This window comes from Rhodococcus sp. 27YEA6, assembly GCF_044908235.1.
In the GTDB taxonomy this organism is placed as follows: domain Bacteria; phylum Actinomycetota; class Actinomycetes; order Mycobacteriales; family Mycobacteriaceae; genus Rhodococcus_F; species Rhodococcus_F qingshengii.
This window is the reverse complement of the sequence record NZ_JBIYCY010000010.1, coordinates 21003-42159: the sequence shown is the minus strand read 5'-3', so window position 1 is coordinate 42159 and position 21157 is coordinate 21003. Positions and strand designations below refer to the sequence as shown.

Sequence of the window (21157 nt, the reverse complement as noted above, 5' to 3'; positions counted from 1 at the left end):
GAAGGTCGGGCTTGCGGCGGACGACCCTGGGGCGGGGGTCCCATCGGACGACCTTGCGGCGGACGACCCTGAGGGGGCGGACCCATCGGAGGGCGTCCCTGCGGTGGTGGGCCCATGGGACGTCCCTGCGGCGGACGACCCTGAGGAGGTCCGGCGGGACGGTTGGGACCGACGGGACGGCCACCCGGGTTGTTGCCGCCCGGGTTGTTGTTGCTGGGGGAACTCACGAATCAAATCTCCAGTGGTCACGGACCGATCACGTGCAGACTTCGATCGGGCCCTTCTTCGGGTGTGGCGTTACTCGCTGGCGGTGCGCCGGCTTGGTGGGCGTGCTCGCCGCGGTCGCGGCGGCGCAGGTACTGCGCCGAGCACATAGGACTGCACCAAGTGGTTCCAACTGCAGGTACGGCACACCTCTACAACGTGCACCGTGAACTCCTCTGCTGTTTCCGCAAGCCGAGCGAGCTCGTCCGAGGTTCGGGCCGATCCCGAAACCTGACCGAGCTTGTCGCCGAACACCCAGGACACGAGCGTCAACTGTTCCTTGCGGCAAATGGGGCAGACGACGTCGCTGCCCCGGCCGTGGAACTTCGCGGCTCTGAGTAGGTACGGATCGGCGTCACACACCTGCTTGACGTCGGTCCGACCCGCAGACACTTCGGCCAGCACAGACCGACGCGCGAGCGCGTAGTCCACAACTTGCCGCTGTATCCGCACCTGACCAGCGTACGTGCGTCCGTGCCGCGACGGACGGTTCGGGAGGGTCACGATGAACACATTTCGGGGGCTGGGGGCATGGCGACCAGCCATTACGATCACTTCCTGTGAAGTCTTCTCGTTCTCCGATGACGCGCGCTCGTGATCTTGATCGCGTCGAAACGTGCAATGTGTTGGACGCCGCGTACGCCGAAGGGCAGTTGAGCGCGGAGGACTACTTCGACCGGACCGAGAAGGCGAAGTCCGCGAAGACCCTGCTCGCACTCGCACGCCTGGTCAACGATCTGCAGGTGCCGAAGATCGAGACCAAAACGGTGCCTCGGACGTCGACGGCACGAAAGGCCGTGTTCGTCGGTGCTGCTGCTCTGATCGTCGTCGGCGCGATCGCAGCAGTGGCGTGGAGTCGGTCACCGTTGACGCCCTCGGAAGACATCACTGCCAGTTATGCCAGCACTACTTCCCTCGCTCCGCCGTTGCCGACCACCACCCCGGTGCCGGAGCCGACCGTCGAACCGATCCTGATCGCACACATCGACACGTTGACGCCGGAAGGAATCGGCGCATTCATCGAGAGGTATCGAGAAGAGTTCGGTGACATGTTCGTAGACGACGCCAGCTTCCACGGCGACTACTCCTCAGTGAGCCGGGCGGTCCCCGATGCTCCCGCTCTCACCGAGTCCATCAGTTTTCGCGACGGCTTCGAGAGGGAAGTGACGTCCATTCCGCGGCGAACGGGCCAGCCGACCTTCGACCTCGGTTCCATCCAGATCGACAAGCTCGCGCCGTACATGGTGAACATCGGCGACTATGTCAATGTTTCGGACGCCGCGATCACCCACTTGATCGTGGACGCGAACTACGGCGTCCCGGAGATCGCGATCTATGCAGAGAACGGACTCGGCCACCAAGGACGCATAGAGGTCACGCCGTGGGGCGAGATCTCTCGTTCCTACCCGTACGGGAGCTAGGGTGAGCCGGTGAGTGGGTCCCCGACTACTACCTCTACGCGCACCCGTGCGCGCGACGTCGACCGTTCCGATACCTGCGCCGTTCTCGATACGGCTCTGTCCGACGGCCAGATCACGGTCGACGAGCACGCGAACCGGACGGCTGCGGCCATGACCGCGACCACGCTCGGACAGCTCGATCTGCTGGTCCGCGATCTGCAGAAAGCGACGCTGCGTAACGCCGTCGCCAAAGTTCGTCGTATCGACAAGATCTGGTACCTCGCGGCCGCTTCGGTTGTCTTCGCGGGCATGATCGGGTTCCTCACCTTGTCCGCCGACGATTCACCCCCACCGCCTCCACCTGCTGCAGCCGAACCTGTCGGACCGCTTGCCCCCATTGTGAGTTCGACGCTGAACACGGTCACTGCAAGCGGGATCGGGGAATTCATCACCAGATACAGCGCCAAGTACGGCACGACGCTGATCGATTCCGCCAACTTCTACGACGGCCATGCAAGCGTCACTCGCGCCGCCGCTGTCTCGCCGAATCTGGAGGAGGACATCGACTTTCGTGGAGGTTTCACACCAAGCGAGAGCTCCACATCCCGGGCGGCCAGCACGACTACCTTCGACCTCGCCTCGGTCGACATCGACAAACTCGCCGGATACCTGGCCGGAGCGTCCGCCAATCTCAACGTCCCCGACGCCAAGGTCTCACACATCAGCATGAGTTCGTCGGGCCAAGATCCACGTATTTCCATCTACGTGGACAACGAACTCGGCGCGAGCGGTTCGATGGAGCTGACCCCGGATGGCCGCCCGATCCGCTTGTCTCCCTTCACTCCTCGATAGGCCTCGGACATGCCGAACGATCTGACCCGGACCACCCGTGCTCGCGACGCCGACCGCGAGGCCACCTGCGCAGTGCTGGACTCCGCCTTCGCCGACGGGCAACTCACCGCGGCCGAGCACGACGAATTGACCGAACTCGCCGCGGTTGCAGTTACTCTCGGCGATCTCGAAGAATTGACGTTCGATCTGCAGACCGAGGCGTCCCTACCCGTTCTCCGGAAAGAACCTTCGCTGGACACGCGTTGGATCGCCGTTGTGATCATCGCTCTGTCACTGGTCTCGGCTATCGGTTTCGGAATCAAATACGCCGCGTCCGACGTCACGATCTTCTCGAGCCCCGAGCCACAGTTACACACCGTCGACGGCCTGGGGGCGATGTTCCATGCCATCGAAACGGAGTACGGCAGCGGACTGGTCGACGAGATGACCATCTATCCCACTTATGCACGCATAACGCGCGCCGATCCTGCCGCGCCGCGCAAGAGCCTGGACAGCTACTACCGAGGCGACCTCGAGGACACGACTTCAGGAGGATCACGCGAACCCGACGTGACACAGATCGACGTCAGACAGCTCGATCCTCGCATCGTGATCGCCCTGCTCGACGGCGCCGGAACCACCACCTCCGTGCAGAATCCGACCACGCGGTACCTCATGATCGAGAGCTCCGAAACCGTGCCGACCATCGAAATTCACGTCGGCAACGACCTCGACGAGAGCGGGTACCTGACCGCTGCCCTCGATGGCGAAATCATGTCGATCTACCCGTTCACCCCCTGATCTAGCCGTGACACCCTGGTACACGTATCGGTCCGCAGTGTGGTTTTATATATCGGCGCGATATAGTTGGTTATCGCATCAAGCGGTTAGGTTCAACGACTCGGGAGGTTTGTCAGTTGCTCGAACTCGCAATCCTCGGGCTGCTCCTCGAGTCACCGATGCACGGATACGAGCTGCGTAAGCGGCTCACTGGTCTGCTCGGCGCATTCCGCGCGTTCTCGTACGGGTCGCTGTACCCGGCACTGCGGCGCATGCAAGCCGACGGATTGATCTCGGAAGACGTCGACACTGCCACCGGCACGCTCAAGCGTCGGGCGCGTCGCGTCTACCAGCTCACTCCGGAAGGTCGGCAACGGTTCACCGAACTGGTCGCCGACACCGGGCCGCAGAACTACACCGACGACGGTTTCGGCGTTCACCTCGCCTTCTTCAGCCGCACCCCCGCAGAAGCGCGGATGCGGATCCTCGAAGGCAGGCGACGTCAGGTCGAGGAGCGCCGTGAGGGGCTCCGCGAGGCCGTCGGTCGGGCCAGCGGATCGCTGGACCGCTATACCCGTCAGCTCCATCAGCTCGGACTCGAATCGAGTGAACGCGAAGTGCGTTGGCTCAACGAATTGATCGCAGCCGAGCAATCGACAACAGGAACATCCCGGAAAGAAGGAGAACCCGACCATGGGTGAGAACAGCACCGCGGTGCGCGTAGCCATTGTGGGCGTGGGTAACTGCGCCTCGTCCCTGGTTCAGGGCGTCCACTACTACAAGGATGCCGACGAGACCCAGACGGTCCCCGGCCTCATGCACGTCAAGTTCGGTAAGTACCACGTCCGCGACGTGCAGTTCGTCGCTGCGTTCGACGTCGACGCCAAGAAGGTCGGCTTCGACCTCTCCGAGGCGATCCTCGCGAGCGAGAACAACACCATCAAGATCGCCGACGTCCCGCCCCTGGACGTTCCCGTTCAGCGTGGCCCGACCCTCGACGGCATCGGCAAGTACTACGCCGAGACCATCGAGCTGTCCGACGCCGAGCCCGTCGACGTCGTCAAGGCACTCAAGGACGCTCAGGTCGACGTCCTCGTCTCCTACCTGCCCGTCGGTTCCGACGACGCTGACAAGTTCTACGCACAGTGCGCGATCGACGCAGGCGTTGCATTCGTCAACGCCCTGCCCGTCTTCATCGCTTCCGACCCGGAGTGGGCTGCCAAGTTCAAGGACGCCGGCGTCCCGATCGTCGGCGACGACATCAAGAGCCAGGTCGGCGCCACCATCACCCACCGCGTGATGGCGAAGCTGTTCGAAGACCGCGGCGTCGTGCTGGACCGCACCTACCAGCTCAACGTCGGTGGAAACATGGACTTCAAGAACATGCTCGAGCGTGATCGCCTGGAGTCCAAGAAGGTTTCCAAGACCCAGGCCGTGACGTCCAACCTGACCGGCGCACTTGCCGGCAAGGTTCACGACCGCAACGTCCACATCGGTCCCTCGGACTACGTGGAGTGGCTCGACGACCGCAAGTGGGCATACGTCCGCCTCGAAGGCCGCGCCTTCGGTGACGCTCCCCTGAACCTGGAGTACAAGCTCGAGGTCTGGGATTCGCCCAACTCTGCCGGCATCATCATCGACGCCGTCCGCGCAGCCAAGATCGCCAAGGACCGCGGCATCGGTGGACCGGTTTACCCGGCTTCCGCTTACCTGATGAAGTCCCCGCCGGTCCAGATGGCCGACGACAAGGCTCGCATCGAGCTCGAAGCGTTCATCATCGGCGCAGACGAAGCTTAATTCGACTCACACTGATTCGGGGTCTTGCGCCAACGGCGCAAGGCCCCGATTCTGTTATCCGCAGGGTGTTTCCGCATCCGCGCGGGTAATCACGCCTGCGGCTGCCGAATTGCCGTGCGGGTCCGGGTGCCGCTCAGCGTGGAATGATGGACATCAGAACCATCACACGGATCGAGGACCCCATGTCGATTACGTCGCTGCCAGTGCTCGATCTGTCGCTTGCGCAGAACCCCGACACCGCCGAGCAGTTCCGCACTCAGCTCCGCGAGGCCACCCACGAGGTCGGATTCTTCTACCTGGTCGGCCACGGGATTCCCGACGAACTGCAGCGACGCCTCCTCGCCGTCGCCCGCGAGTTCTTCGCGCTGCCGACTGCCGAGAAGCTCGCGATCGAGAACGTCCGCAGCCCGCACTTCCGTGGGTACACCCGGCTCGGCGGCGAACTGACCGAAGGCAAGCAGGACTGGCGCGAGCAGATCGACATCGGGGCCGAACAGCCCGCGGCCGAGCGCACCGACACCTCACCGGCCTGGGAGATTCTGCAGGGCCCCAACCAGTGGCCCGACGCCCTTCCCGAACTTCGCGACGTCATCACCGAGTGGAACGACACGCTCACCTCGATCGCACTGAGCCTCTTACGCGAATGGGCGGTAGCCCTGGGCCAGGATGCGAACATTTTCGACGACGCGTTCGCTCACGATCCGTCGATCCTCATCAAGGTGGTGCGTTACCCGGGCCGCCCGAAAGGTGCCGGCTCCCAGGGCGTCGGCGGACACAAGGACGCGGGTGTGCTGACTCTGCTCTATGTCGAACCGGCCAAGGGCGGTCTGCAGGTCGAGCACGACGGCGACTGGATCGACGCGCCGCCGATCGACGGGGCGCTGGTGGTCAACATCGGCGAACTGCTCGAGGTCGCTACCGGCGGATACTTGAAAGCGACTGTGCACCGGGTAGTTTCACCCGAGGGCGACGGCGAACGTATCTCGGTGCCGTTCTTCTTCAACCCGAACTACGCAGCGCAGATCCCGGAGTTCGACCTACCGCCCGAGCTGGCGGCGCGCGCCACCGGCGTCACCGTGGACGCGAACAACCCGATACACGATTCCTACGGGGCGAATGCCCTCAAGAGTCGACTACGTGCGCACCCCGATGTCGCGGCCCGCTGGTGGCCGGACATCGTTGCGGCACAAAGCGCTACCTGATGCTGAACTACAGATCCATCGCGACTTTCCACGCCGTGTGCATCGCGCCCTCGATGTAGTCGACGTTCACCGCGTCACCGACCACATGTACGTCGGACACGACACCGATCAGAGAATCGGCCAGTGGCGCCTGCGCCGACACTCCCGACGCGACGACAACCATGTCGGCTGGAGCGGTCCGTGTCTTGTCACCGGAACGGAATTCGACGTGCTCCTTGGTGATTCGCTGCACCGTTGAATTGCGGTGAATGTCCACACCGACATGCTTGGCGTGGCGCACCGCCGTCCAGCGGCGCGGCATCGCCATCGGAATACCCAACTGCTGGCCTTCTTCGATCAGCGTCACATTGCGACCTCGCTCGGCCAGGAACTCCGCAAGCTCGAGTCCGACAAGCGAACCACCGATCACGACAACGTCTTTACCCATGGGCAGGAACTTGCGGGTCACAGCTCGGATCGCCGCGGGGCTCTTGGTGATACCGGACAGCTTGCCCAACTTGGCCATCGTCCGCAGGAACGGCGGTACCTGTGAGACGTCTCCCGCTCCGGTCATCAACGCGCGCAACGAATCACCGGTGTGCACGTGCGGCAAGTCGCCGCCCGGAACGCTAGGCCGCTCACGGACTGCACCGGTGGCCACGACTACGGCGTCGGGGTTCAGTGCCCGGATCGAAGCAACCGAGGCTTCGGTCTTCAGTCGAACATCGACACCGAGACGCTCGATTTCCACTTTCAACCAGCTGAGCAGACGCCCGTTGTCCGGGGTAGTGAGGCTCGAGAACCACAGGGTGCCACCGAGGCGATCGGACTTGTCCAACACCGTGACTCGGTGCCCACGTTCAGCGGCCACGCGGGCCGTCTCGAGACCACCGGGGCCCGCTCCGACCACAACAACGTGTTTCGGAGTGCTGGTCCGAACGAAGGGGAGAAGCGCTTCGTTGCCGAGCGCGGGATTGACAGCGCACAGCGGGGTCTCGTCCCAGAAGTTCTCCTGCACGCAGACGTAGCAATTGATGCAAGGCCGAACCCGCTCGGGTACACCGTCTTTGAGTTTGTTCACCAGCTGTGGATCGGCCAGGAGCTGACGGCCCATTGCGGCGAAGTCCGTGCGACCTTCCGCGATCATCTTCTCGCCGACCTCGGGGAGCATACGTCCGACGGTGATCACGGGGATCGATATCGCCTGCTTGATTCGCGTTGCATTGTCGGTGTAGTAGCCGACCTTGTCGGGCAGTGGTCCGTCGGTGAAGTTGGCAAAAGCATTCAGCGCGGTACCGGTGACATGAATGGCGTCAGCTCCGGCCTCTTCGAACATCTTCGCGGCCGCAGCAGCCTCGTCGACCGTCAGCCCGTCGGTTTCGCCGTACTCTTGACCGGCCAGACGCACGATGACGGCAAGCGCACCACCGACCTCCTCCTTGACCGCCCGAATGACCTCACAAGCGAGGCGAGCACGGTTCTCCATGGAACCTCCGTACTCGTCGCCGCGCTGATTCGTGTACCGACTCAGGAACGCTCCGAGGACGTAGTTGTGGGCACAGTGAATCTCGACGGCGTCGCCGCCCGCCGCCTTCACCCGTCCGGCAGCCTCGGCGAACATGCGAACCAGCCAATCAAGATCTTCCTTGGTTGCCTCGTGGTACGTAGCCCTCTTGCCCTCGTTGATGGCAGCCATCTTGCCCAGTTCTTCTGGCGTGCAATCGGCCATCGCGCTCATGTCACCCGGCGGCTTCGGCGTGGACGGGACCAACTGCGGTCGGCCGTCGAGGGTATCGATGCGCGCCACCTTGCCGTGGTGTGTCATCTGCACACAGAGCTTGCTGCCTGCGTCGTGGACTGCGTCGGCCAACGCCTTGAGACCGGGGATGAACCGGTCTTCCGAAAGCCCCGGTTCCTTGCGGCTGGTGCAGCCCAGCGGATACGCAACAGCGCAGCAACCGGTGATGATCAGACCCGTTCCACCAGCTGCACGCGCCACGAAGTGGTCGATGTCGCCCTTTTCGATTTCCCCGTCTTCACACAGGTTCATGTCCATCGCAGGGAGAACCACGCGATTAGGCACGGTCATCGGGCCGATGGTGCCTGGTGCGAGCAGGTGCGGAAAGGTCTGGCTTCGGATCGTCACGAGCAGACGCTAGAACTGGACCACGCCCATCCGTTGCCGCACTCCCGATCAACGAGACTTCACGCGCTGTGACGTGCGAGGCACTCGGCTATCACCTCGAGCGCATATTCGAGGTCCGCGGATTCCACCCGTCCGTAGCCGATGACCAATCCGCCGGGGTCTCCGTGCGTTCGGGTGGACTCGACCAGGGTGGGCACTTCGACGCCGTGTTCAAGTGCCTCGCGAGCGACGGCGGCTGCCAGATCCGCGTCGAGCATGAGCGTCGTGTGCATGCCGGCGCCGAGACCCCGCAGTTCACCGAACGATGACAGCGCTTCCTCGACCGCCCGATCACGCTCCCGGTACCTGCGCCGGGCGGTACGCACCGCTCGATCCCATTCGCCGTCACGGAGCAGGGACAGGAGTGCTTGCTGCAGCGGAACCGACGGGAAGTCGCCGATTCGCTTGCGGTGTACTGCTATGCGGTCGACCAGGTCGAGGGGAGCCACCAACCAGCCCAATCGAATTCCGGCGCCGAGCGTCTTGGCAACTGTTCCGAGATACACCACCCGATCAGGAGCCAACTGGGCAAGCGCAGGCAAAGGCGCTACGTCGTAACGGAATTCGGAGTCGTAGTCGTCCTCGAACAGGACGACGTCGCGGACGCGGGCGAACTCGATCAACTGGTTGCGCCGACCTACCGGAAGCAGCCCACCCGTCGGATACTGATGGGACGGTGTCACATACACGCCACGGACGCTCTCCGACGCAGTTTCGAGTTGGTCGACACAGAGACCATGAGCGTCGACGGGCACGTCGAGCAGCGACCATCCACAGGCTGTAGCGGCCGAGGACGCATACCGGTATCCGGGATCTTCCATCGCCAGAACAGCACCACGGGTACGCAGAGCCGACAGGGCGAGGCCGAGACCATGCGTGGCACCTGAGGTGATCAGGATTCTCTCGGGTTCAACCGACATTCCGCGGGCTCTTGCCAGTAATTCCGATAGTGCCGAACGCAATTCGTAGTCACCCGCAGGATCGGGATCCTCGAAAGGTGGCGGTTTGGACCCGACGTCACGCCACGCCCGCCGCCACGCTGCCGATGCACGCGGTGGCGTCCACGGCACGCCCGGCCGGAGCTGCACCCTGGGTGACATCTTGTCGGCGGCCTTCTTCGGTGTAGTCGTGGGAGTGACCATGGGGGAGGGCGCCTCGGCAACGAAGGTGCCTGAGCCGTGCACAGCGACAAGCCAACCCTCGGCGATCAACTGCTCATACGCCCGTTCCACGACGCCCCGCGCCACCTCGAGCTCCGCCGCCAGCTTCCGGGAACTGGGTAACCTCAGACCCACTGCCGCCTTACCACTGCGGATATCAGCTCTGAGGTGGTCGGCAATCTGGACCGGGAGCGCCCGCCGATCTGTCCGGTCGAGGACGACGGCTACCGCCGAAGGCAGAAACATTCAGAACCCTCCCGGAAGTGGCAAATCGAAGTGGCCTATCGAAGTCTCCACTGATTGGACCATGACTTGAAGCCATTTTGCCACCAGCATTGTCTGCATGACAGATTCCGTTGTCTTTGCTGCCCCTGCTCCTGCCCCCACTGCACCTATTCCGCTGTCCCCGACAGCACGTACGACGCACAAGCGCGCCCGCCACCACGGCGTCGCAGAACGCGCGGCACTCGTCGACGTCTTGCAGTCCGCGAAGCTGTGCCACATGGGTGTGACCGTCGGCGGAGTTCCCATGGTGTTTCCCACCGCCTACGGGTTCGACCTCGACGGCCCCGACCGCGGCGGATCTATTTATGTTCACGGTTCAGTCGCTTCACGGAGCTTGGCTCCCGACAGCGAAATCTGCATCACCATCACGATCCTCGACGGGCTCGTGTTGGCTCGGTCGGGCTTCCACCACTCGATGAACTACCGCAGCGGCGTCATCATCGGATCACCTCGAGTCGTGACCGACGGCGACGAGCGCGTGAAGGCTTTGAATCTGATCGTCGACCAGGTGGTTCCCGGACGTTCCCAACACCTTCGGGATCACACGCGCAAGGAAATGGCGGCAACCATCGTTCTTGCACTGCCGTTGTACGAGGCTTCCGTCAAGGCTCGCACCGGCGGCCCCGGTGACGATGCCGCCGACATCGGTATCGAAACCGTTTGGGCTGGAGTAGTTCCCGCAGCTACGCACTTCGGTGAACCGATCCCGTCCGAGGATCTCGACTCCGGTGTCGCGCTGCCGGACCATATCTCGACGATGCTCTGACCGCACACGCCGTACACACCGGGGCATGGCTAAGCCCCGGTGTGTACGTATTCAGTTGCGCCCGTTCAGGCTGCTGTGGGTGGGCTGTTCCCGCCGATCGGCTGTTGATACGGATCAACCGACATCGGTGGATAGAACACGGTTTCTCCGTCGGGTCCGATCTCCACCCGCCATTCGGTGTGATGCAGCGTCCGATGATGATGACCACACAACAAGACCAGATTATCGAGATCCGTTGGGCCACCATCACCCCAGTGAACAATATGATGAGCATCGCACCACCCCGACGGAGTCCCGCACCCCGGAAACGCACACCCACCATCACGAACCGCAAGAGCCCGCCGCTGCGGAACCGTCGCCGTTCGCGCTTCCTTACCGCAGTCGAGCGGAACACCATTCTCGTCCAACAAGATCCGCGTCACGGTGCAGTCGCACGCCAACATCCGGGCAGTATCGATACTGATCGGACCCACCCAATCCGCCCATGCGAAACCCAGTTCTTCAGTCGACGGCAACAGGTCTTTCAGAACTTTAAGGTCCGTCATATCTTTTGCCGACGCGGTAACGGTGATGTGCGGTTTCACTCCGCCCTCGATCGGACCCAACCCCGCCCGCTCGTACCGGCGCAGTAATTCGCAAAACCCGTCCGCACGCCGTAGCGCCGGCGTGCGTGTGTCCTTCACGCCGTCCTTTTCCGGTGTCGGCGCAGACAGACTCGACAACAACGTGATCAACCGGGCCCGTTCACCGAATCCAAATCACCCTTCACCGACACCCGCCCGTACAACCCTTTCGAGGCGTAGAACTCGTTACGTTCGGAATCCTCGCCGACCGGGACACCGTCCTCACGCTTGCCGTACTGCTTCTCGATCCGCCGGATCGCCGCCCGCACCGCATCACAATCGGCGATGTTCTTCGACGCCAAACCGAGCAAGATCCCGCGAGCCTTGTCCACATCCGCCAGGGTCATGTTCTTCGGCGGATGCTGACAAAACGACGCCACCTGCCGCGCCTTCAACGCATCAACATCACCACGATGAAACGCATCCGCCACCACGGGTTCGAGCATCAACAACCGCGCCAACCCGACCAGCAGACTGCACTCACCGATCTCCAGATTCGTCGAACCATGCAACCACTGCGCGATCGCCCGAAAACCCTTCCCGCCGAGAACCTCCCGGGAAAACATCTCCACGATCAGCAACACCATCCGCGACTGCAACTCGTGCCGGACACGCACCAGATCCAGAACCTCACCCTTGAGGCCCTCATCATCCAGTTGCCACGCTTCCCGACTGTCCATGCCGAAAGTCTAATCGAACATAGTTTCGAATACAAGGGATGGAGACCCGAAACTAGATGCTAATCAACAACTTTCGCATTCCAGGCGAAACGGGCAGGTTCTTGGGTCGCGGGAGTTGCCGCAACTCCGCCACCGATAAAGGGCCGGACAAGATCCAGCGGCAAGGGGAAGACAACGGTGGAGTTGTTCTCACTACCGATCTCGTGAAGCGTCTGTAGATAACGCAACTGCAGGGTGGTCGGATTGCGGCTGATCACCTCGGCCGCCTCGGCGAGCTTGGCCGAAGCCTGAAACTCGGCGTCGGCGTTGATGATCTTGGCTCGCCGCTCTCGTTCGGCCTCTGCTTGCCTGGCGATGGCGCGCTGCATGTTGGCCGGAATCTCGACGTCCTTGATCTCGACGGTCGTGACCTTGACTCCCCACGGCTCGGTCTGCTGATCGATGACCTTCTGCAAGTCCTCGTTGAGGCGTTCACGTTCGGAGAGCAGCGAGTCCAACTCAGCTTTACCGAGAATGGAGCGCAGTGTGGTCTGGGCGATCTGTGAGGTGGCGGCCAGAAAATCCTCGACCTCGACTATCGAACGGTCAGCGTCGACGACCCGAAAGTACGTGACGGCGGTGACCTTCACGGGGACGTTGTCGCGAGTGATCACTTCTTGGACCGGTATCTTCAGCGTGACGGTTCGCAGACTGACCCGCTCCATGCGATCGATCGCCGGCACCAGAATCACCAGACCAGGACCCTTCAAGGTGATCAGTCGACCGAGGCGGAACACCACCGCGCGCTCGTACTCGCGCAGAACTCTCACCGACATGCCCACAAGGACTGCAATCAGCACGACAAACACGGACAACACGACAAGCACGGTGGTCATAGCGGCAGCTCCCACGGTTCACGACGGCGCACTTTCAGAGTCAGGCCTCGAACCTGCTCTACGACGACGGATTCGCCCACGGCGGGCACAGAATCGTCGTACCCGAATTCCATTCGAGCACGCCATAATCCGCCGTCGAGCTCGACCTGACCCTGCACACCGGTCCAACTGCGAACGGTCGCGTCCGAGCCGACAAGAGATTCCGTCCCCGTACGCACGGGAGCGCGGCGCGCGGTAAGCGCTTTTCGACTCGCTACCGCCACCACGCCCAGGCCGACTACCGCGACCCCCGCCGTCACCGGAATCGCGATCAATTGCCCGATACCGTCGGACGTGAAGAGCATCCACACGCCGGCACCGATCATGAGTGCTCCAAGCGCACCGAGCACCCCCGCGGTTGGGGCATGCGCCTCGACCACGATCAACAGGACGCCCAGCAACAGGGCAACGACACCGATCGTCGTCATCACTCGTCTCCACGCTCGCGAGGACGCGGTCACGTCGCAGCCATTGTGCGATCGCGCCCTCGACTTCAACGGTAATCACGTTCGGCCGGATCTGCCACAAGCGCTTTCACATCACGTCAGAGAAGGACCTCACCGATCTGTCGTGCAGTCACCTTGGCAAGGTCGGCGAGAAACGGAATCCGTTCGTCGATCATCAGCTCGACCGGACCACGAAGCCCGAGAGCGTAACGCACAGTGCCGGATCCATCGATGATCGGAATTCCGATCGTTCGGAAATCCGGGGTCAACTCCTCGTCGTTGAATCCGTATCCTCGCTCACGAGTCAGTTCCAGTTCCCGGCGGATACCGGCGACATCGGTGATCGCACGCTGAGTGGTCGCTTCACGTGGCAGCGCAGCCAGCTCGGAATCGTCGACATCGGACCAAGCCAGAAAGGCTTTCCCCAGTGCGCTCGCATGCAAGGGAAGGCGGACACCCTGCAGCACGTGCCCGTCGGCCTCGCGCCACCGACTGAATCCGAGCAACACCACCTCACTTCCGCTTCGCACTGCCAGGGAGGCGGATGCTCCTGTCGTCGCGGCCAATTGCTCCAAATAGGGCTCGGACAGATAGATCCGATGCTGCCGGTAGGAGACCTGTCCGTAAGCCGCCAGCGCCGCGCCGATGCGATACCGACTGGTTGCGTCGTCCTTCTCGAGAAATCCCGCGTCGACGAGCGATTGCAGCAATCGATGCGTGGTGCTGACCGCAAGCTCTTGTCGCCGCGCAACTTCCGAGACTCCCAGTTCTTCGCCACTGCGAAAACATGTGAGCATGGTCAGAGCACGGGTTACCGTCTGAACTCCCGCGCCGCGTGCGTCCGTCACGAACGATCCTTTCGCTGTGGCCTGATCGACCTGAGAATCGGACGCTAACACGGACCCAGCAGTCCGGCCATCCTTTCCATCAGATGGAAAGGAACCGAACGTGGACCTGCAAAAGGCCAGATGAACAGACTTCCGATGTTGTCAAGATTTCCAATCTCCAGAAAACAAACGGGGGTAAAACGGACAGGCACCCAATAGCGTCATCGTCGTCAGTTCTGACGATTCAACGCCTGAAGGAGCCACATACATGTCCCGCTTCCGCCGACTGCCACGAGCTGCCGCTGCGCTCGCCATGATCCCGCTGGCCGGGTTGGCGGTGGCGTGTGGGTCTTCCGATTCCGACAGCGCCGCAGGCAATTCCAGCGCCGACTTCACGCTCAAAGTTTTCGATCCCGGAAACTCCGGTGCCATCGCCGTCGGCAAGCGTGACGGAACCTACGACGAGGCGCTGGCACCGCTGGGCGCAAAGATCGAATGGGTCAAGACCACACCGGGATTCAGCTCCAACCTCAAACTCTTCAACAGCGGTGAACTCGACATCCAAACCGGCGCATACAGTCCCGTCGTCGGCGCACTGTCCAAGGACGTGGGTGTCCGCATCTTCGCCACGTCCGACCCGTACAACAAGGACCAGGCCGGCATCATCGCCACTCCGGAGTCCGGCATCAAGACCGTCACAGATCTGGCCGGCAAGCGCATTGCCGTCAACCCTGCAGGCAAGGGCGAGTACATCACGCTCAAGGCCCTGACGCAGGCCGGAGTGCCGATCGATTCCGTCGAACGTGTTCCGCTGCAACAGGCTGACGCGGCGTCGGCGTTCTCCACCGGGCAGGTCGACGCCTGGGCATCGTTCCTGATTCCGTATCAGGAGGCCAAGGCCAAGGGCGCGGTCGAGATCGCAACCGAGGCGAGCATCGACTCCGTGGACAGCACCATCATCGCCGGCCGCACCGTAGTACTCGAAGAGCATCCCGAAGTGGTCCAGAAGTTCCTCGAGGTCACCCAGGAACTCACCGCGAAGCAGCAGGCCGACCCGGCAGCATTCGAGAACGTCTTCGAACAGACCGGTCCGCGCGCACTCTCCGGACAGCGACTCGACGACGCGATCACCCTGGGCGGCCAGATCACCAACTTCCGCTACCCGACTGCAGCCGACGCTACCGACCTCGAATCGATCTCCACGTTGTTCGCCGACAACAAGGTGATCCAGCAGCCGATCAAGGGCAGTGACGTGATCTTCGACCTCCAGGGTGCTGTGGCAGGTTCGGCAGCGGCAGCACCCACCACTGAGGGGAAGTGACCCGATGGTGACGCTGACCCGGCCCGCACGAACTGCGTCGCCGTCAGTGGAGCATCCGCAACTCGAAACGCCCCGCTACCGCCGCAATCGCAGCAGGCCCAAGTGGGTCTCGATCCCACTCCGCTTCCTCGTGCCCGCGCTGCTGGTTGCCGGATGGTGGATCGGATCCGCTACCGGACTGATCCGCGAAGAGATCCTGGCCGGACCTCCGGCGGTGTGGACGGCATTCGCCGAGCTGTACCAGTCGGGTCAGTTGGTCGACTTCGGTCTCGCGTCACTTCAACGTGCTGCACTCGGTGTTTCGGTCGGTGTGATCGTCGGATTGGTTCTCGGGGTTCTGTCCGGTCTCTCCTCGCTCGGCGAAGAACTGATCGACTCGACCATGCAGATCAACCGCGCGGTTCCGTTCCTCGCGCTCGTTCCGTTGTTCATCGCCTGGTTCGGTATCGACGAAACCTTCAAGGTAGTCCTGATCGCCGTCGCGACCGTCGCCCCCATGTACGCGTACACCTACCTGGGAGTGCGCGGAGTCGATCGCAAGATGGTGGAAGCGGCACAAGGTTTCGGCCTGACGGGTTGGCGACTGGTGTTCGGAGCGATTCTTCCGACCGCCCTCCCCGGTGTTCTGATGGGGCTTCGAATCTGCCTGTCGCTCAGCATCACCGGATTGATCGCCGCCGAGCAGGTCGGCACACGTGAGGGCATCGGATATCTGGTCACCCTGGCGCAGGAATACAACCGCACCGACTACATGGTTCTGTGCATCGTCATGTACGCGGCACTGGGACTCATCTTCGACGCAATCGTCAGACTGATCGAGCGGTACTCCATGCCGTGGCGGAGATTGTCGGTGGCGCGATGACGAATACAACCATCGGCTCGCTGCCATCCACCGAAGCACCTCTGCCGCCGTTGGCAGCCCGTGAGCGGACCGGCACCACCGCGGCCGAGCGACGTGCCGGATCACCGGTAGCGGTCTCGCTCACCGGAGTGCGTAAGTCGTTCGGTGACAAGACTGTTCTAGGTGGTATCGACCTCGAGATCACGCGCGGCGAGTTCGTCGTTCTCCTCGGCCCCAGCGGTACCGGCAAGACAACCCTGCTGCGAGTGCTTTCCGGTTTGGAAGCACCGGACAGCGGTGATGTGCTGGTCCCACGCGACCGCACGGTCGTCTACCAGGAACCGCGATTGATCCCGTCGAAGCGAGTTCTGGCCAATGTCACAGTCGGACAGAAACGGTCACGTCAGGTGACCGACAATGCACGCAACGCACTCGCCGAGGTCAACCTCGCGGACAAGCACCGCGCCTGGCCGGCCACCCTCTCCGGCGGCGAGGCCCAACGCGTCGCATTGGCTCGTGCTCTGGTTCGCGAACCTGAACTATTACTGCTCGACGAACCGTTCGCAGCCCTCGACGCTTTGACCAGGCTCCAAATGCAAGACTTGGTAGGCGATCTGGTCGCCCGCCACCGTCCGGCAGTACTGCTCGTCACGCACGACGTCGACGAAGCCGTACGACTTGCCGACCGTGTGCTCATCCTCGACAAGGGCGGGTTTGCCGTGGATGTCGACATCGACCTGCCACGCCCCCGCGATCGGAACGATCCCGAATCTCTGCGCTACCGAGCGAGTTTCCTGAAGGAACTCGGCGTCGGTCGCACCTTCCCCGACGGACAGGACAGTCATGACATTGATCGCTGATTCCGCAATCGACACACTCTGGTACACCCGCTGCCCCGTTCCCACCGCCAGCGGCCTCGCCAACAGTCTCGGTTGGCTCGACCGGACGGCAAACGAATCCGGAGTGCGTTTCGGCGTACTGCAAGATGCCGGACCGGAATTGGCAGTGCGCCATTTCGATCACCACCTCTCCGGACTCATTCGCGAAGGCGGCAACGTCCCCGCACTGGCCGCGCGTGCCAGTGGTTCTCCGACGAGGCTCATCGGGCTCACCTGGATCGACGAGGCCCAGGCAATCCTGGTGCGCGGAGACTCCGACATCCGCGAAGCCGGTCTTCTGGCCGGCGCTCGGATCGGTATCCCGGCCTGGGCGGCAGATCAGGCCAGGAGCTTTCCTCGTGCCATGGCCCTGCACGGCTTCGCCTCCGCACTTCGACTCGGCGAGTTGAGTTTTGCCGACGTCACCCTCGTCGAGGTTGCGACGACGGCAGCCCCCGAGGTCCGCACCGCCTCGTCCACCCGCAACACGACGTGGGGCGTCGAATCCCTGCTACGCGGCGACGTCGACGCCATCTACGTCAAGGGTGCCCGCGCCCAGGAAGTTGCCCGCGAACATGGCCTCGCCGTTGCCGTCGATCTCGATTCCACTGCATCGCTACGTGATCGCGTCAACAACGGCACCCCACGACCGATCACAGTTCATGCCGACCTACTCGAACAACGCCCGGACATCGTCGTGGGTTTCCTCGCCGAGAGCCTGAGAGCGACGGACTGGGCCGCAGCCAACATCGACGAGGTCCGAGCCGTTCTGCAGACCGAAACACAGTCGGGGCCCGAAGGTGTGGTGGCAGCGTACGGCGAGAACTTCCACACCGGACTGCATTTGAGCCTGTCTGACGAGCGTGTGGACCTGCTCGGCGTGCAGAAACAATTCCTGTATGCGCACGGCTTCCTTGCCGCCGACTTCGACCTGCAGTCCTGGGTGGCGCACGAACCACTGGAACAGGCACGCAACCTCGTTGCGCAGAAGGGCACAGCAGAATGACGGACGTCTACTGGGAGCTACCGTCTCGCGGTGACGGACGCCGGGCGGTGGCCGCACTGAACAGTCGCGGCGGCTTCGGGCCGCAGCGACCGACTACCGTCGCGACCGATGTTCGTCCCGGAAACTTCGGGCCCTTCGACGAATTGGCACAGATCGTTCTCGCCGCCGAACTGTCGGGCGTCGACGGCGTTGTCGCACCGTACGATCCGAATGGCGAAGAATCCTGGATCGTTGCAGCCGCCGCCCTACGTCAGACGCGTCATTCGCGAGTGGTCGTGGAGTTTCACCCCACTTTCGGCACCCCCGTCTACGCCGCCAAAATGTCGGCGACACTTCAGCGCCTGTCGGCAGGTCGTCTCGAATGGCGAGTGAAGGTAGAGACGGACCCCGAAGACGCCGCTGCTCGCGGCGACGTGGTTCGAGGAGCCGACCGCTACGCGCGCGCCGCGGAGTTCCTGACCGTGGCCCGTGGCGTATGGAACGAGGAGCAGATTCTCCCTGGCGGATTCGGCGGTACGGGTTACGACTTCGACGGCGAATACTACGACGTACTCGGCGGCGGATTCCGAGGCATCTTGTCGGGACTCCGTTTTCCCCGAGTACATCTGACCGGGGACTCGCCGGAAGCTCTGGAACTCTCGGCCCACCATGCCGATGTCCATCAGTTCACCCTTGCCGGCGACGAGTTGTCGACACGGATCACCACCCTCGACGACCGAGCATCCGAACTCGGCAGGACCGTCGAGAAGGTCCTGCGCATCCCGATCATCGCGAGGGAAACAGCGGACGAAGCCTGGGCTCGCGTCGAACGGCAACTGAGAGAAGCCGATTCCGCTGCACTCGAGATCGATCGGGGCGGCATCCTGTGGTCCGGATTCGACCGCATCGGCTACGAGCACAGTATCGGCCTCGTCGGAAGCTACGAGGAGGTGGCGCAGCGATTGTCGTCGTATCGCGATATCGGTGTGGACGGTTTCGTCTTGTCCGGTCGGCCACACATCGAAGAGCTGCACCGGGCGGGCGAGCATCTCCTGCACCTGGTCGATCCCGAGGGTCGGATTCGCAAGGAAGAGAAGGCCACCACAGAAGAGAAGGCCACCGCATGAGCATCGATTTCTATTGGCGGATCGGGATGGAAGGCGACCACGCGTCGCTGCGTACTCCGCGTCGCTACAACCGCGGCGATGCCGGTGGATACGGGCCGGGCAACATTGCTCCCGCGATCCGCGGCGGCGAATTGGACGGATACAGCTACATCGACCACATGGCAGCGGTGGCAAAGGCTTCCGAGTCCGCAGGGTTCCTCGGTGGACTTCTGCCGTCCTTCCCGATGACCGAGGATCCGTGGGCGACCGCAGCAGCGTTGGCCGCCGAGACCACCACCTACCGTTTCATGGTTGCGTTCCAACCGGGGTTCCTTCACCCGGTCCAGGCCGCGCGGATGTCGGCCAGTCTGCAGCGAGCAACCGGCGGACGTCTGGTTTACAACATCATCAGTGGTGGAGGCGGAGCGCCTCAGCTGTGGTGGGGCGACAAAGTCGACCACGACGATCGCTACACCAGAACGTCCGAGTTCCTCGATGTCCTCAAGGGTGTGTGGGACGGCGAACCTTTCGACTTCGACGGTCGCTTCTTCCAAACCCACGGCGCCGCACTGCCAACCGGACTGGCCGGCCAACCGTTTCCCGAGGTGTACTTCTCCGGATCTTCGGCCGCAGCCGTCGCCGCCGCCGGACTGCACTCCGATTACTACCTTTCCTGGCTGGAGCCGTACGCCGATCTCAGAGCCAAGATCGACGGAGTGCGGGAGAACTCGGCCAAACTGGGACGCACGCCGAAATTCGCCGTACGCATCGACGTCGTAGCCCGGCACACCGAAGAAGCCGCGTGGGCCGAGATCGAGAAAGGCTGGGCCTTCGTCGACAAGGGGGCCGCCGACCGTGCAGCCCAGGGTGACTCGGTGGGCGCCGCCCGCATCAAAGGCTGGGTACCCGAACACATCACCGGCTACCGAGATCTGGAAGTGCAACCCAACGTGTGGTGCGGCTTCAGCCTCATCCGCGGCGGACCGGCGTTCGGACTGGTCGGCAGTTACGAGCAGGTCGCCGAAAGGCTCGACGAGCTGCGCGAACTGGGCGTCGACGCCTTCATCCTCGCCGGTAACCCGCATCTCGAAGAGGCATACCGCGTCGGCGAAGAAGTTCTTCCCCTCCTGCAGCGCACCCCGATCACACCTTCTGGACTGGAGACTCGATGACCACCACCGAAACTCGACTCGACACCGATACCGATACCGCAGCATTCGTCGAAGAAGCTCGCAAAGCAGCAGACAAAGCATTCGACGTCTTCCGCAAGACCGGAACCGTTGCAGCCAACGGGACCGTCAACTTCGTCGAACGAGTACCCGGCACCGAAATCGCGGTCGCCCTGAACGATCCGGGACCGTGGGCGAACGATCCGTCGGTGTCACCGGTTGTCGCCACCTTCGATGGAGAGGTGCTGTCCGGCAACGGATCGGCCGGATTTGTCACCGGCTACGCATCGGTCTTCCGTCAGCATCCGGAAATCACCAGCGTTGTCCACATCCACACACCGTGGCTCGGCGGTTGGGCACAGACACATCGGACGCTACCCATCCGCTATGCGGCTTCGCAGAGGCTGACGCTCTCCCGAGAGATTCCGCCGCACATCGATCGGTCCCGTTCTGCAGGCGATTTCATTCTCGAGCGTCTCGAACACGATCCCGATCTGGTGGCGATCTTCGAAGCCAACGGCGGGGTCAACGTCATCGGCCGCAGCGGGTTGCTCGACCTCGCGAAGTTCGTCGTCCTCCTCGAGGAGGGCGCCCAGTTCCAGGCGATCGCCGAATCCCTCGGCGGTTCGGTCGAATTCGATCCGTCCAACCTCGCCGTGCAGTGGGGCCGTAGCGGACTCGCCGACGAGGCGCGTCGACGCGGCCTCATCTAGCCACC

The 21157-nt window shown here is 63.0% G+C and carries 20 protein-coding genes and 1 pseudogene; 14 read left to right on the top strand and 7 right to left on the bottom strand.

What is annotated here, in order from left to right; genetic code table 11:
• Positions 1-297: 297 nt before the first annotated feature.
• Positions 298-717: a DUF5318 family protein gene (locus ABH939_RS22920; protein WP_042448217.1), complete on the bottom strand. Its 420-nt coding sequence runs from the start codon at positions 715-717 to the stop codon at positions 298-300.
• 128 nt (positions 718-845) lie between these two features.
• On the opposite strand from ABH939_RS22920, the gene ABH939_RS22915 reads away from it, so the two are divergent.
• The 6 genes from ABH939_RS22915 to ABH939_RS22890 all read left to right on the top strand — a co-directional run bounded on the left by ABH939_RS22915 (position 846) and on the right by ABH939_RS22890 (position 6274).
• Positions 846-1685 (top strand): DUF1707 domain-containing protein, encoded by an 840-nt coding sequence (locus ABH939_RS22915; protein WP_007735521.1) that lies wholly within the window; start codon positions 846-848, stop codon positions 1683-1685.
• A 9-nt stretch (positions 1686-1694) separates the two neighbouring features.
• Positions 1695-2516, top strand: a complete 822-nt coding sequence (locus ABH939_RS22910) for a DUF1707 domain-containing protein (protein WP_404650186.1) — start codon at positions 1695-1697, stop codon at positions 2514-2516.
• 9 nt (positions 2517-2525) lie between these two features.
• On the top strand, positions 2526-3296 hold the full coding sequence (locus ABH939_RS22905) for a DUF1707 domain-containing protein (RefSeq protein ID WP_064689044.1): 771 nt from the start codon (positions 2526-2528) through the stop codon (positions 3294-3296).
• A gap of 116 nt (positions 3297-3412) precedes the next feature.
• Entirely contained in the window at positions 3413-3976 is a 564-nt protein-coding gene (locus ABH939_RS22900; RefSeq protein ID WP_003946014.1) for a PadR family transcriptional regulator, read from the top strand.
• Positions 3969-5072 (top strand): inositol-3-phosphate synthase, encoded by a 1104-nt coding sequence (locus ABH939_RS22895; RefSeq protein ID WP_003945979.1) that lies wholly within the window; start codon positions 3969-3971, stop codon positions 5070-5072. Before ABH939_RS22900 ends, ABH939_RS22895 begins: the two co-directional genes overlap by 8 nt.
• Positions 5073-5215: 143 nt before the next feature.
• Entirely contained in the window at positions 5216-6274 is a 1059-nt protein-coding gene (locus ABH939_RS22890; RefSeq protein WP_404650185.1) for an isopenicillin N synthase family dioxygenase, read from the top strand.
• 7 nt (positions 6275-6281) lie between these two features.
• Here ABH939_RS22890 and ABH939_RS22885 read toward each other — a convergent pair whose 3' ends face one another.
• Both ABH939_RS22885 and ABH939_RS22880 read right to left on the bottom strand, forming a co-directional pair.
• Positions 6282-8399 carry an FAD-dependent oxidoreductase gene (locus tag ABH939_RS22885; protein ID WP_404650184.1) on the bottom strand — a complete coding sequence of 706 codons (2118 nt, stop codon included), beginning with the start codon at positions 8397-8399 and terminating at the stop codon, positions 6282-6284.
• A gap of 59 nt (positions 8400-8458) precedes the next feature.
• Positions 8459-9844 carry a PLP-dependent aminotransferase family protein gene (locus ABH939_RS22880; RefSeq protein WP_042448051.1) on the bottom strand — a complete coding sequence of 462 codons (1386 nt, stop codon included), beginning with the start codon at positions 9842-9844 and terminating at the stop codon, positions 8459-8461.
• 97 nt (positions 9845-9941) lie between these two features.
• Here ABH939_RS22880 and ABH939_RS22875 point away from each other — a divergent pair, with 97 nt between their 5' ends.
• Positions 9942-10649, top strand: a complete 708-nt coding sequence (locus tag ABH939_RS22875; protein ID WP_083058516.1) for a pyridoxamine 5'-phosphate oxidase family protein — start codon at positions 9942-9944, stop codon at positions 10647-10649.
• A gap of 65 nt (positions 10650-10714) precedes the next feature.
• Here the strand turns inward: ABH939_RS22875 and ABH939_RS22870 are convergent.
• The 4 genes and pseudogenes from ABH939_RS22870 to ABH939_RS22855 all read right to left on the bottom strand — a co-directional run bounded on the left by ABH939_RS22870 (position 10715) and on the right by ABH939_RS22855 (position 14160).
• A pseudogene (locus ABH939_RS22870) lies at positions 10715-11952 on the bottom strand (DUF222 domain-containing protein).
• Positions 11953-12011: 59 nt separating this feature from the next.
• A complete protein-coding gene (locus ABH939_RS22865; RefSeq protein ID WP_003946040.1) occupies positions 12012-12827 on the bottom strand; it encodes a slipin family protein in 816 nt (271 codons plus the stop codon).
• Entirely contained in the window at positions 12824-13294 is a 471-nt protein-coding gene (locus tag ABH939_RS22860) for an NfeD family protein (RefSeq protein ID WP_064689121.1), read from the bottom strand. Before ABH939_RS22860 ends, ABH939_RS22865 begins: the two co-directional genes overlap by 4 nt.
• A gap of 116 nt (positions 13295-13410) precedes the next feature.
• The gene (locus ABH939_RS22855; protein ID WP_030537941.1) at positions 13411-14160 is read right to left on the bottom strand and encodes an IclR family transcriptional regulator; all 750 of its coding nucleotides are present in this window, start codon (positions 14158-14160) and stop codon (positions 13411-13413) included.
• A 247-nt stretch (positions 14161-14407) separates the two neighbouring features.
• On the opposite strand from ABH939_RS22855, the gene ABH939_RS22850 reads away from it, so the two are divergent.
• From ABH939_RS22850 to ABH939_RS22820, 7 genes are read left to right on the top strand one after another with little or no spacing between them, the layout of a single operon-like run.
• A complete protein-coding gene (locus ABH939_RS22850; RefSeq protein WP_054187223.1) occupies positions 14408-15460 on the top strand; it encodes an NrtA/SsuA/CpmA family ABC transporter substrate-binding protein in 1053 nt (350 codons plus the stop codon).
• 4 nt (positions 15461-15464) lie between these two features.
• Positions 15465-16322 carry an ABC transporter permease gene (locus ABH939_RS22845; protein WP_003946011.1) on the top strand — a complete coding sequence of 286 codons (858 nt, stop codon included), beginning with the start codon at positions 15465-15467 and terminating at the stop codon, positions 16320-16322.
• Positions 16319-17161 (top strand): ABC transporter ATP-binding protein, encoded by an 843-nt coding sequence (locus ABH939_RS22840; protein WP_030537943.1) that lies wholly within the window; start codon positions 16319-16321, stop codon positions 17159-17161. Before ABH939_RS22845 ends, ABH939_RS22840 begins: the two co-directional genes overlap by 4 nt.
• Complete coding sequence (locus ABH939_RS22835; protein WP_404650183.1) at positions 17145-18185, top strand: ABC transporter substrate-binding protein; 1041 nt, start codon at positions 17145-17147, stop codon at positions 18183-18185. Before ABH939_RS22840 ends, ABH939_RS22835 begins: the two co-directional genes overlap by 17 nt.
• Positions 18182-19291: an LLM class flavin-dependent oxidoreductase gene (locus ABH939_RS22830; RefSeq protein ID WP_050656907.1), complete on the top strand. Its 1110-nt coding sequence runs from the start codon at positions 18182-18184 to the stop codon at positions 19289-19291. Before ABH939_RS22835 ends, ABH939_RS22830 begins: the two co-directional genes overlap by 4 nt.
• Positions 19288-20442 carry an LLM class flavin-dependent oxidoreductase gene (locus ABH939_RS22825; protein ID WP_007735501.1) on the top strand — a complete coding sequence of 385 codons (1155 nt, stop codon included), beginning with the start codon at positions 19288-19290 and terminating at the stop codon, positions 20440-20442. Before ABH939_RS22830 ends, ABH939_RS22825 begins: the two co-directional genes overlap by 4 nt.
• Positions 20439-21152 (top strand): class II aldolase/adducin family protein, encoded by a 714-nt coding sequence (locus ABH939_RS22820; protein WP_030537945.1) that lies wholly within the window; start codon positions 20439-20441, stop codon positions 21150-21152. The genes ABH939_RS22825 and ABH939_RS22820 overlap by 4 nt, the downstream gene beginning before the upstream one ends.
• Positions 21153-21157 lie beyond the last annotated feature (5 nt).

Coding starts and splice junctions, on each gene's coding strand:
- ABH939_RS22915 (WP_007735521.1), top strand. CDS start 846: ATGACGCGCGCTCGTGATCTTGATCGCGTCGAAACGTGCAATGTGTTG.
- ABH939_RS22905 (WP_064689044.1), top strand. CDS start 2,526: ATGCCGAACGATCTGACCCGGACCACCCGTGCTCGCGACGCCGACCGC.
- ABH939_RS22895 (WP_003945979.1), top strand. CDS start 3,969: ATGGGTGAGAACAGCACCGCGGTGCGCGTAGCCATTGTGGGCGTGGGT.
- ABH939_RS22890 (WP_404650185.1), top strand. CDS start 5,216: ATGATGGACATCAGAACCATCACACGGATCGAGGACCCCATGTCGATT.
- ABH939_RS22880 (WP_042448051.1), bottom strand. CDS start 9,844: ATGTTTCTGCCTTCGGCGGTAGCCGTCGTCCTCGACCGGACAGATCGG.
- ABH939_RS22875 (WP_083058516.1), top strand. CDS start 9,942: ATGACAGATTCCGTTGTCTTTGCTGCCCCTGCTCCTGCCCCCACTGCA.
- ABH939_RS22865 (WP_003946040.1), bottom strand. CDS start 12,827: ATGACCACCGTGCTTGTCGTGTTGTCCGTGTTTGTCGTGCTGATTGCA.
- ABH939_RS22860 (WP_064689121.1), bottom strand. CDS start 13,294: ATGACGACGATCGGTGTCGTTGCCCTGTTGCTGGGCGTCCTGTTGATC.
- ABH939_RS22850 (WP_054187223.1), top strand. CDS start 14,408: ATGTCCCGCTTCCGCCGACTGCCACGAGCTGCCGCTGCGCTCGCCATG.
- ABH939_RS22845 (WP_003946011.1), top strand. CDS start 15,465: ATGGTGACGCTGACCCGGCCCGCACGAACTGCGTCGCCGTCAGTGGAG.
- ABH939_RS22840 (WP_030537943.1), top strand. CDS start 16,319: ATGACGAATACAACCATCGGCTCGCTGCCATCCACCGAAGCACCTCTG.
- ABH939_RS22835 (WP_404650183.1), top strand. CDS start 17,145: ATGACATTGATCGCTGATTCCGCAATCGACACACTCTGGTACACCCGC.
- ABH939_RS22830 (WP_050656907.1), top strand. CDS start 18,182: ATGACGGACGTCTACTGGGAGCTACCGTCTCGCGGTGACGGACGCCGG.
- ABH939_RS22825 (WP_007735501.1), top strand. CDS start 19,288: ATGAGCATCGATTTCTATTGGCGGATCGGGATGGAAGGCGACCACGCG.
- ABH939_RS22820 (WP_030537945.1), top strand. CDS start 20,439: ATGACCACCACCGAAACTCGACTCGACACCGATACCGATACCGCAGCA.